Raw genomic sequence first — 10,257 nt, 5'->3', positions numbered from 1 at the left:
TTCCCGATTTCAGCATCAGCGCCATCGCTCACCTCCCCGGCCGGCCCTCCGATCCGCTGGCGCTGATGCTGAAATCGGGAAAGCTCGGCGGCCCCGATATCTTCACCGACGTTCTGCAAGACATGACACGGCCGAGCACTATTGCGCCGGCGATCGACACATGGCCACCGGCAAGGAGAGCATCGTGATGGAACTCGAAATCGAACGCACGAGCCTGATCACCACGACGCAGACGCTGGACGCCAGCGGGATGAATGTCGGCACCACCGGAAACATCAGCGTGCGCACGACAGGCGGCATGCTGATCACGCCGACGGGAATAGCCACAAGCGCCTTGCGGCCGGAGCAAATGGTGGCGATGCAGCTCGATGGATCCTGGGACGCTGCGTTCCGGCCGTCGAGCGAATGGGAGATGCACGCCGAAATCTACAAGGCGTTTCCCGAGGCCGGCGCCGTCGTGCATGCCCATCCCGACCATTGCGTGGCGCTGTCGTGCCTGCGTGAACCGCTGCCACTGTTCCACTACATGGTGGCGGGCTTCGGCGGCGATGATGTGCGCTGCTCGGACTATGCGCTTTTCGCGTCAAGCGAACTGGCCAAGGTTGCCGTCGTCGCGCTCAAGGACCGCACGGCTTGCCTGCTCGCCAATCATGGCATGATCGCCTTCGGCGGCGATCTCGACACGGCGCTCATCCGCACCATCAAGCTGGAAACCCTGGCGCGGCAGTACCTTTTGGCGCGCAGCGCCGGCACGCCGGTGCTCATCGAGGGCAGCGAGATCCCCGCCATTCGCGGGCGCTACAAGAATTACGGCCAGCAGAAGTAGCCGGCCGAGCAATTCCAGAAAAGGTGAAGCGGTTTCCCGGGAAAAGCGCATAGCGCTTTCCCCAGGGGATTGCCCCAAAACAAGGAACGGCTCTTCGCCCTGTTGAAGAACCATTCAGTCGACCTGCAAATGCGAGACGAAGGCCCGTCAAGCTCCATGAAGATCAGGCGGGGATCGGTTCGGCGGCCGGCGTATAGACGCCGATGGCGCCGGTGCCGATCAGCTGGTCGATGATCTCGGCGCTATAGCCGAGCACGTCGGCCAGCACGGCAGCTGTGTCCTGGCCCAGCATCGGCGGCGCGGTGAAGTCCGCGGTCAGCTGCGCGGCAAGTCCCTGCGCCGGGCGCACCATGGCGACGGAGCCGAGATGCGGATGCGGCAAGGTCTGGACGAGGCCACGCTCGCGCACATTGGGACTGTCGAAGACTTCCGGTATCGATTTTACCGTGCCGGCCGGCACGCTGGCGGCGGCACAGGTGGCCATCCAGTGGTCACGTGGCTTGGTCTTGAAGACGGCGGCTAGTTGCGGGATCAGCGCCTCACGGTTGGTGGCGCGCGCCCCTGCTTTGATGAAGCGCGAATCCCCAGCCAGATGTGGCAGATCAACGACCTTCTCGCACAGCGCCGCGAACTGGCGGTCATTGCCGACCGCCAGCGCAAAGCTGCCATCGGAGGCTTCGAATATCTGATAGGGAACGACCGTCGGATGGGCATTGCCGTAGCGGGCGACCTCTTGGCCGGTGTTAAGGTAACCGCTGCCGACATTGATCAGCAGGCTGAGCGCGCAGTCGATCAGCGACAGGTCGAGGAACTGGCCCTTGCCGGTCGTCGCGCGCTCGTAAAGCGCCGCCAGGATCGACTGCGTGGCGACCATGCCGCAGACGATATCGGTGATGGCGACGCCGACACGCATCGGTTCGCCATTGCTCTCGCCGGTGATGGCCATGAGGCCGCTTTCGGCCTGCATGACGAAATCATAGCCGGGCCGTCCGGCATCGGGCCCGGTCTGGCCGTAGCCGGAGATCGAACAGTAGATCAGCCGCGGATTTGACGCGCTGAGCTCCTTGAAACCGACGCCGAGCCTATCGGCGGTACCTGAGCGGAAATTCTCGACGACGATGTCGGCCTTCGCCGCCAGCTCGCGCACGATCGCCAACCCCTGCGGGCTTTTCATGTCGAGCGCGATGCTCTGCTTGCCGCGATTGGCGCAGAGATAGTAGGTCGAGACACCCTTGTAGCTCGGCACCGACCACGCCCTGGTGTCGTCGCCGCCGTCGATGTTCTCGATCTTCCAGATCTCGGCGCCGAGATCGGCAAGGCTCATCGTTGCCCACGGCCCGGCCAGCACACGCGAGAGATCGAGAACCTTGATGCCTTCGAGCGGCAAGCGCGCGGGTTCTGCCGTACCGGCATTCGCGGAATGGTCCTCAGTCACGATCAAAATTCCTTCGGGTGAATTCGGCAGGCTACTCAGACAGCCCTGAAAGTGTTGACCGGCTCCGGGAAATGGCAGGCGACCCGATGCGAACCACCGGCCGGATCGAGCGGCGGTTCGACGGCAGCGCAGATCGCCTGCGCCTTGAAGCAGCGCGTGCGGAAGCGGCAGCCGGATGGCGGGTTGAGCGGGCTCGGCACATCGCCGCTCAGCACGATGCGCTCGCGCTTGCGCTCCTTCTCGGGATTGGCGAGCGGCACCGCCGACAGCAGCGCCTGGGTGTAGGGATGCAGCGCCCTCGAATAGAGTTCGGCCGCCGGCGCGATCTCGACGATCTTGCCGAGATACATCACCGCCACCTGATGCGAGATGTGGCGCACGACGGACAGATCATGCGCGATGAACAGATAGGAGGTGCCGAAGGATTGCTGGATGTCCTTGAGCAAATTGAGCACGCCGGCCTGCACCGAAACGTCGAGGGCCGAAACCGGCTCGTCGAGGATCACCACTTGCGGATTGAGTGCCAGCGCGCGGGCAATGACGACGCGCTGGCGCTGGCCGCCGGACAGTTCGTGCGGATAGCGCTTGCCATGCTCGGGATTGAGCCGCACCAGTTCGAGCAATTCGGCGACGCGCGCGCGGCGGTCGGTCGCCGACATGTCGCTCATGCGCAGCGGCTCGGCGATGTTGTCGGCAATGCGCATGCGCGGATGCAGCGACCCGTAGGGATCCTGGAAGACGAGCTGGATGTAGCGCCGCATCAGGCGCATGTCTTCGTGATTGAGCGCGAGCAGGTTCTGGCCACGGAACCAGCTTTCGCCGCTGGTCGGCTCGATCAGCCGCATCAGGCAGCGCCCGAGGGTCGACTTGCCGCAACCGGATTCACCGACCAGACCCAGCGTTTCGCCCGGTGCTACGTCGAACGAGACATCGGCGACCGCACGGACATGGGCAACGGCACGGTCGAAGACGAGGCCGCCGCGAACCGGAAAGTCCTTGACGAGATGGCGAACAGAAAGCGCAGCCGCCGGTTTGGTTTCCGCCTGGAGTTGCTCCGCTGCGCTCATGAGGCCACGTCTCCACTGTCCAGGCTCGCCGCCGCCAGCACAGCACTGTGGAAGGGCGGCAAGGTCGTCGCGAAATGACAGGCCGAGAACCGGCCGCCGACATCGTGCAAAGGCGGGTCCTCGGTCCGGCAGCGTGCCGCGGCATAAATGCAGCGCGGATGGAAGGCGCAGCCGCCCGGCAAGCGCCCAAGTGCGGGCGGCGAACCGTCGATCGAGAACAGCCGCTCGCGGCTTTCCTCGAGGTTGGGGATCGAGGCGATCAGGCCACGCGTGTAAGGATGGCGCGGATCGGCGAACAGCTCGGATACGCCTGCCTGTTCGACGACACGGCCGGAATAGACGACCGCGACGCGGTCGGCATGGCCGGCGACGACGCCGAGATCATGGGTGATCAGCACCAGGCCGAGGCCGAGCCGTTCCTGCAGCGAGCGCAGCACGGCCAGGATCTGTGCCTGCACCGTGACATCGAGCGCCGTGGTCGGTTCGTCGGCAATCAACAGGTCAGGATCGTTGGCGACGGCCATGGCGATCACCGCGCGTTGGCGCATGCCGCCGGAGAATTCATGCGGATACTGGTTGACCCGGCGCTCCGGCTGCGGGATCGCCACCAGATGGAGCAATTCGACCGCGCGCGTCATCGCCTGTTTGCGTGTCACGCGCTGATGCAGCCTGACCGCCTCGGCAATCTGGGCGCCGACGGTCATCACCGGATTGAGCGAGGACAGCGGGTCCTGAAAAATCATGGCGATGCGCGCGCCCCTGATCTTGCGCATCTCGCGCGCCGGTTTGCCGACCAGTTCGTCGCCGTTGAAGCGGACCGAGCCGGTGACCACCGCGTTCTTTGACGTGAGGCCGAGCGCGGCGAGCATGCCGACGGACTTGCCCGAGCCGGACTCACCGACAATGCCGACCACTTCGCCCTTGGCGACGTCGAGGTCGATCCCGCGAACCGCTTCGAACTGACTGCCGGCCTTGCGGAATCCGACCCGCAGACCGCGTATGGACAGCAGCGGCTCGCGCTCGCCCACCTTGTCGACTGCGCCCGGTGGCGCTGAGGAAATCTGTGCGCTCATCGCCTAGTCCGACCTTGGATCGAGAATGTCGCGCAAGCCGTCGCCTATGAAGTTAAAGCCGAGCACGATGGTGAGGATGGCGACGCCGGGACCGAAGGCGATCCACCATTGATAGAAATGAACGGCGCCATCGGAGATCATCGAGCCCCATTCGGGTGTCGGCGGCGTGGCGCCGAGGCCGATGAAGCTGAGCGACGCGGCAAGCAGCACGACCTGGCCGAGATCCATGGTTGCGCTGATCAGCACCGGGGTCCAGCAAAGCGGCAATATGTGCGTGAACAGCACGCGCCGCGGCCTGGCGCCGGCGGCGATTGCCGCCTCGACATGCTCGCGCTCCTTCACCTCCAATACCTGCGCCCGCATCAGCCGGGCGTAGACGGGCCACCAGACGAGCACCATGGCTATGGCGGCATTGCCGAGGCCTGGTCCGAGCGACGCCGCGACGGCCATGGCCAGCAGCATCGGCGGAAAGGACAGAGTGACGTCAACAAGCCGCATGATCGCCGCGCCGGTCAATCCGCCGACGAAGCCGGAAATGGCGCCGAGCAGCGAGCCTATGATCACTGCAGAGACGACGACCAGAACCGCGATCGGCAGCGAATGCGCGGCCCCGTGCAGAGTGCGGGCCAGCACATCGCGGCCGAGTGCGTCGGTACCCAGCCAATGCGCCCAGCTTGGCGCCTGAAGCCGGCGTGCGACCATTTCGAGCGGATCGAACTGCACGACCAGGTTGGCGAATACGGTCATGAACAGCCAGAACAGGATGACGACCGTGCCGATGACCAATGGCGCGGTCAGCCATTCGGGAACCGTCGAGGAGCGGGACTTGGTGACGACGACTGCCATCAGCTCAACCTCACGCGCGGATTGGCCACGACATAGAGTATGTCGGTGATAAGGTTGGTGACCAGGAAGGCGAGACCACCGACGATGGTGACGCCGATGATCGCCGGGAAGTCGAGCGCACGCGCTGCCTCCACGGCATAGGATCCCATGCCCGGCCAGGAGAAGATGGTTTCGGTCAGCACCGCGCCGGTGATCAGATAGGCGAAGGAATAGCCGATGACGGTCAGGGTCGGCACCATGGTGTTGCGCAGCGCATGGACGATGACGACGCGGAATTCGCTCGCCCCCTTGGCGCGCGCGGTGAGCACGAACTCGCGGCTCATCACATCAAGCATGTTGGCGCGCACCAGCCGCGATATGGTGCCCGAAACCGTCCAGCCGAGGACGAAGGCCGGCAGAAGCAGGTGCCAGAGCGCGTCCTTGAGGACGGTCCAGTCGCCAGCCAGAAGCGAATCGATGGTCAGGAAGCCGGTGATGCCGGGCGGCAATGCCAAGCGGGCATCGACCCTGCCCGGCCCCGGCAACCAGTTCAGCATGACGGAGAAGATGAACAACAGGCCGAGCCCCGACCAGAACACCGGCAGCGAAGAGCCGAACAAGGCGAACAGCCGCGCGCCATGGTCGATCAGGCTGTTGCGGAAATAGGCGGCCAGCACACCAAGCACGATGCCGAGCGTGGTGCCGAAGATCATCGCGGCGAAAACCAGTTCGAGCGTTGCCGGCAAGCGGTAGAGAATGTCGGTGCCGACATTGCGCTTGGTGATGAAAGAGGTGCCAAGATCGCCGCTCAGCAGATTACCAAGATATATCATATAGCGTTCCGGCAAAGGACGATCGAGACCCCAACGCGTCTTGGCGGCGGCCACCACTTCGGGGTTGCTCATCTGCTGTTCGGCGACAATCGCGGTCAGCGGATCCCCCTTGGTCACCGTGGTGATCAGGAAGGCGATGGTGACGATGCCGAGCACCAGAAACGGCATTGCGATAAGCCGGCGCAAAATATAGCGAGACACGTGGCTACCTTCACAAGGAGGGGCTTTGTAAGATGGCACAAGGCGCTGGGACATGCCATCGACGGAAACATATTGACAGCCCGCGAAAGCCGCTGTCAATATAAATGGAATTTAATTTCATTTTTGATCGACAGTGCCGACGTCACCGGCCCGACAGGCGGACGACGACGCCAGAAAGACCTCAGCGTGCGCAAGCGAGCCACCAGGGACGAGACGGAGCTTGAAGGCGAAGGCGCACAGCTTTCGTCGTCGCTGGTGCGCGGGCTCGGCATCCTGCGCGCCTTTCGGCCGGGCGACGCCTCGCTCGGCAACCAGGACATCATTGCCCGCACCGGCCTGCCCAAAGCCACGGTGTCGCGCATCACCTATACGCTGAGCGCGCTCGGCTACCTCCTGTACGACAAGGATCTCGGCCGCTACAGCCTGGGGTCGGCTACCGTGGCGCTCGGCTATTCGGCGCTCAGTTCAAGCGCCGTCGTGCACGTCGCCCGGCCGCTGATGCAGCCGCTGGCCGATTTGACGGGGGCGGCGGTGGCGCTCGGCACGCGCGACAGCCTCAACATGGTGTATCTCGCCAATTGCCGGTCGGAGAGCCTTGTCACGCTGCGGCTCAACCCGGGCTCCTATCTGCCGATCTGGAAGACATCGATGGGGCTGGCCTATGCGGCGGCCCTTTCACCCGAGGAGCGCGTCAGCCTTGTACGGGCTTTGCAGGAGGCGGAGCCGGACAAGGCAGCGATGATCGCGGCGGCGATCGACGATGCGATCGCCCAATATGCACGCCAGGGCTATGTGACGTCGTTCGGCGCCTGGCACAGCTACATCCATGCAGTCGGCGTGCCGTTCCGCCCGCGTGACGGCTCGCCGCTGGTTGCCATCACCTGCGGCGGCATCGGCGAGATCATCACCGAGGACCGCGCGCATGCCGAGATCGGACCGGCGCTGGTGGCGATGGTGAAAGCACTGGGCGACCAACTCGAGGGAATTCCCGTGTAATCCCGGCACGGGATTGGCCCAGACGATCGGGCTGCATGCCGGCTTGAACTTGCCTGGTGGGGGCAGCACAGTCGCCGCCGATGGCATGGCGCTCGCGTTGTCAGTCCATCGGGTTCGGGTGACGGGGGGAGATCGGATGCCGATGAATTTTGCAGGACGGTTCAGCGACCGGGTGGCGGTCATCACCGGTGGCGCATCGGGCATTGGTCTGGCGGTGGCGCAGAGGATTGTCGAAGAAGGCGGACGGGTTTCGGTCTGGGATCGCGATCCCGCCCAGATCGAACAGGCCAAGGCCGTCATCCCCAGTCTTCACGGCATCGCTATCGACGTTGCCGATGCCGCAGGCGTGGAGCGCGCTGCCCGGTCAACGCTCGAAGCGCTTGGCGGTGTCGATATCCTGGTCACCAGCGCGGCGATCACCGGGCCGAACATGACGACCTGGAACTATTCGGCGGAAGATTGGCAGAAGGTCATCGACATCAACATCAACGGCGTCTTCTACTGCAACAAGGCGCTCGTGCCGCACATGCTCGAGCGCAACTATGGCCGCATCGTCAACATCGCCTCGATCGCCGGCAAGGAAGGCAATCCCAACGCCTCCGCCTACAGCACGTCCAAGGCCGCGGTGATCGGCCTGACCAAGTCGCTCGGCAAGGAACTGGCCAAGACCGGGGTGACGGTCAATTGCGTCACGCCGGCGGCCGTGCGCACCGCGATCTTCAAGCAGATGAGCCAGGAGCACATCGACTTCATGCTGTCCAAGATACCGATGGCGCGCTTTGGCGAGGTCGACGAGGTGGCGGCGCTGATCTGCTGGATCGCCTCGGAAGAGTGTTCGTTCACGACGGCCGCCGTGTTCGACGTTTCCGGCGGCCGCGCCACCTACTGAGGCAGAACGAATCTCAATTCCACGTGACGGTGCAACGGACGGAGCATGCGGGCGTATAGTTGGACGCCTCGAAGCGACAAGTCGCGACAAGGTAGCGGGAACCATGACACGGAATGCAGCCGTCAGGCGGGAGTTTGCTACTTTTGCTTAGAGCCGAATCTGCCGCACTGTCCGACGATGAGCTTCTGGACCGCTATCAGCGCGCCGCCTTCGATTATTTCCTCGATAACGTGAACCCCGAAAACGGACTGGTCGCGGACACATCGCGGCCGAATTCGCCGGCCAGCATCGCTGTCGTCGGCTTCGCGCTGTCCAGCTATCCGATCGGCGTCGAGCGCGGCTGGATGACGCGCGATGCCGCCGCGAAGCTGACGCTGGCCGCGCTGCGTTTCTTCTCGACCAGCCGGCAAGGCAATAGCGACGACGTCACCGGCCATAAGGGTTTTTACTACCACTTCCTCGATATGCGGACCGGCCTGCGCGTCTGGCGCTGCGAACTGTCGATGGTGGATACGGCGTTGCTGATATCAGGCATGCTGGTGGCGAGCGCTTATTTCTCCGGTGACGATGACGAGGAAGCCGAAATCCGCCAACTGGCCGAGGCGCTCTACCGGCGCGTCGACTGGCGGTGGGCACAAGGTTCAAGCCCGACCCTGCGGCAAGGCTGGAAGCCAAAGAGCGGCTTTCTGCACTATGGCTGGGAGGGCTACAACGAAGCGACGATCCTCTACGTGCTGTCGATGGCCTCGCCTGACAGTCCAACCTCGGATAACAGCTACGAGGGCTGGACGGCGACCTATCAGTGGGAAAACATCTACGGCTACGACGTGCTGTATGGCGGCCCATTGTTCATGCACCAGTTCTCGCATGCCTGGATCGATTTCGCCGGCATCCGCGACGCCTTCATGCGCGAGAAGAACTCGGACTATTTCGAAAACAGCCGCCGCTCGACCTATCTGCATCGCGACTATGCGCGCCACAACCCTTACGGCTATGACGGCTATGAAGAGAACCTTTGGGGACTTTCGGCGGGCGACGGGCCGGGCGGCTTCCGCACCAGCGTGGAGCGACAGCGCCGGCGGTTTTCCGGCTATGCCGCGCGCGGCGCTCCGTTCGGGCCCGATGACGGGACGATCGCCCCTTGGTCCTATCCGGCATCACTGCCTTTCGCGCCGGAGATCTGCCTGGCGGCGCTGCGCCATCTCGGTGATCGCTACCCCGAGGTGATCGACAATTTCCGGCTGCCGAGCGGCTTCAATCCGACATTGGCGAACCGGCGTAAATTCGGGAGGCACGGCTGGGTGTCGGAGGGCCACTATGGGCTGGATCAGGGTATCGTGGTGATGATGATCGAGAACCATCGGTCAGGGCTGATCTGGAAGCTGATGCGGTCCAATCAGCATATCCGTCGCGGCCTGCACAAGGCCGGATTCAATGGCGGCTGGCTGTCTCAGCCGGCAAGCCCGGCGTCAGGTGGCGGCAATGTCGCGTGACCGGACCAGGACCACCGCCTTCCCCGTCGACAGCAACGACATCAGTCTGATCGCGAGCGCCCATCCGCCGCACTGGAAGAACCCGCAGCCGGACGGTCCCTACAACCTCGTCGTCATCGGTGCCGGGCCGGCTGGGCTGACTGCCGCCTACGAAGCGGCCGGCCTCGGCGCAAAGGTCGCGCTCATCGAGCGCAATCTGATCGGCGGAACTTGCGTCAATGTCGGTTGCATCCCGTCCAAGTCGATCATCCGCACCGCAAGGCTTTATGCCGACATGCGCGATGCCGAGAATTTCGGCGGCGACATGCCGGACCGTCTTCACGTCGACTTTCCGCGCGCCATGACGCGGATGCGGCAGATCCGGCAGCGGATCAGCCGCGCGGATGCCGCCGATAGGCTGGTTTCCGAAGGCATCGACCTTTATTTCGGCGAAACGCTGTTTTCCGGACCGGACGCTGTCACGGTCGCCGGACAAACCTTGCGTTTCAGGAAGGCGCTGATCGCGACAGGCGCGCGCCCGAGGCTGCCGACGATTCCAGGCCTTGCCGAGGCCGGCTATCTCAGCAACGAGACCATGTTCGAGCTCACGGAGTGCCCGAAGCGGCTTCTGGTCATTGGC

The 10,257-nt window shown here is 64.1% G+C and carries 11 protein-coding genes; 6 read left to right on the top strand and 5 right to left on the bottom strand.

Annotated features, from left to right (window positions below):
• On the top strand, positions 1-188 hold a 188-nt coding region (locus EN884_RS12460), incomplete at its 5' end, for a hypothetical protein (protein WP_164894986.1).
• Positions 188-826, top strand: coding sequence for a class II aldolase/adducin family protein (locus tag EN884_RS12455; protein ID WP_063170446.1), 639 nt, complete (start codon positions 188-190; stop codon positions 824-826). The genes EN884_RS12460 and EN884_RS12455, both read left to right, overlap by 1 nt.
• A 163-nt stretch (positions 827-989) precedes the next feature.
• Here the strand turns inward: EN884_RS12455 and EN884_RS12450 are convergent, their stop codons facing one another.
• The 5 genes from EN884_RS12450 to EN884_RS12430 are packed head-to-tail and all read right to left on the bottom strand — an operon-like array spanning position 990 to position 6,260.
• Positions 990-2,261 (bottom strand): CaiB/BaiF CoA-transferase family protein, encoded by a 1,272-nt coding sequence (locus tag EN884_RS12450; RefSeq protein WP_063170445.1) that lies wholly within the window; start codon positions 2,259-2,261, stop codon positions 990-992.
• A gap of 35 nt (positions 2,262-2,296) precedes the next feature.
• Complete coding sequence (locus EN884_RS12445; protein ID WP_013528135.1) at positions 2,297-3,328, bottom strand: dipeptide ABC transporter ATP-binding protein; 1,032 nt, start codon at positions 3,326-3,328, stop codon at positions 2,297-2,299.
• Positions 3,325-4,401, bottom strand: coding sequence for an ABC transporter ATP-binding protein (locus EN884_RS12440; protein ID WP_082826631.1), 1,077 nt, complete (start codon positions 4,399-4,401; stop codon positions 3,325-3,327). The genes EN884_RS12445 and EN884_RS12440 overlap by 4 nt, the downstream gene beginning before the upstream one ends.
• 3 nt (positions 4,402-4,404) lie before the next feature.
• Positions 4,405-5,250, bottom strand: coding sequence for an ABC transporter permease (locus tag EN884_RS12435; RefSeq protein WP_024501859.1), 846 nt, complete (start codon positions 5,248-5,250; stop codon positions 4,405-4,407).
• Positions 5,247-6,260 (bottom strand): ABC transporter permease, encoded by a 1,014-nt coding sequence (locus tag EN884_RS12430; RefSeq protein WP_063169870.1) that lies wholly within the window; start codon positions 6,258-6,260, stop codon positions 5,247-5,249. The genes EN884_RS12435 and EN884_RS12430 overlap by 4 nt, the downstream gene beginning before the upstream one ends.
• A 186-nt stretch (positions 6,261-6,446) precedes the next feature.
• Here EN884_RS12430 and EN884_RS12425 point away from each other — a divergent pair, with 186 nt between their 5' ends.
• From EN884_RS12425 to EN884_RS12410, 4 genes are all read left to right on the top strand, one after another.
• Positions 6,447-7,256 carry an IclR family transcriptional regulator gene (locus tag EN884_RS12425; protein ID WP_013528139.1) on the top strand — a complete coding sequence of 270 codons (810 nt, stop codon included), beginning with the start codon at positions 6,447-6,449 and terminating at the stop codon, positions 7,254-7,256.
• A 136-nt stretch (positions 7,257-7,392) separates the two neighbouring features.
• A complete protein-coding gene (locus EN884_RS12420; protein WP_013528140.1) occupies positions 7,393-8,145 on the top strand; it encodes an SDR family NAD(P)-dependent oxidoreductase in 753 nt (250 codons plus the stop codon).
• A gap of 143 nt (positions 8,146-8,288) precedes the next feature.
• Positions 8,289-9,638, top strand: a complete 1,350-nt coding sequence (locus EN884_RS12415; RefSeq protein ID WP_013528141.1) for a glucoamylase family protein — start codon at positions 8,289-8,291, stop codon at positions 9,636-9,638.
• Positions 9,628-10,257, top strand: a 630-nt coding sequence (locus EN884_RS12410) for an FAD-dependent oxidoreductase (RefSeq protein ID WP_128360566.1), incomplete at its 3' end; no start/stop codon positions are given. The genes EN884_RS12415 and EN884_RS12410, both read left to right, overlap by 11 nt.

The sequence above is a fragment of the Mesorhizobium sp. M7A.F.Ca.AU.001.01.1.1 genome, assembly GCF_004022735.1.
Lineage (GTDB): Bacteria > Pseudomonadota > Alphaproteobacteria > Rhizobiales > Rhizobiaceae > Mesorhizobium > Mesorhizobium ciceri.
This window is presented reverse-complemented; position numbering and strand designations above follow the sequence as displayed.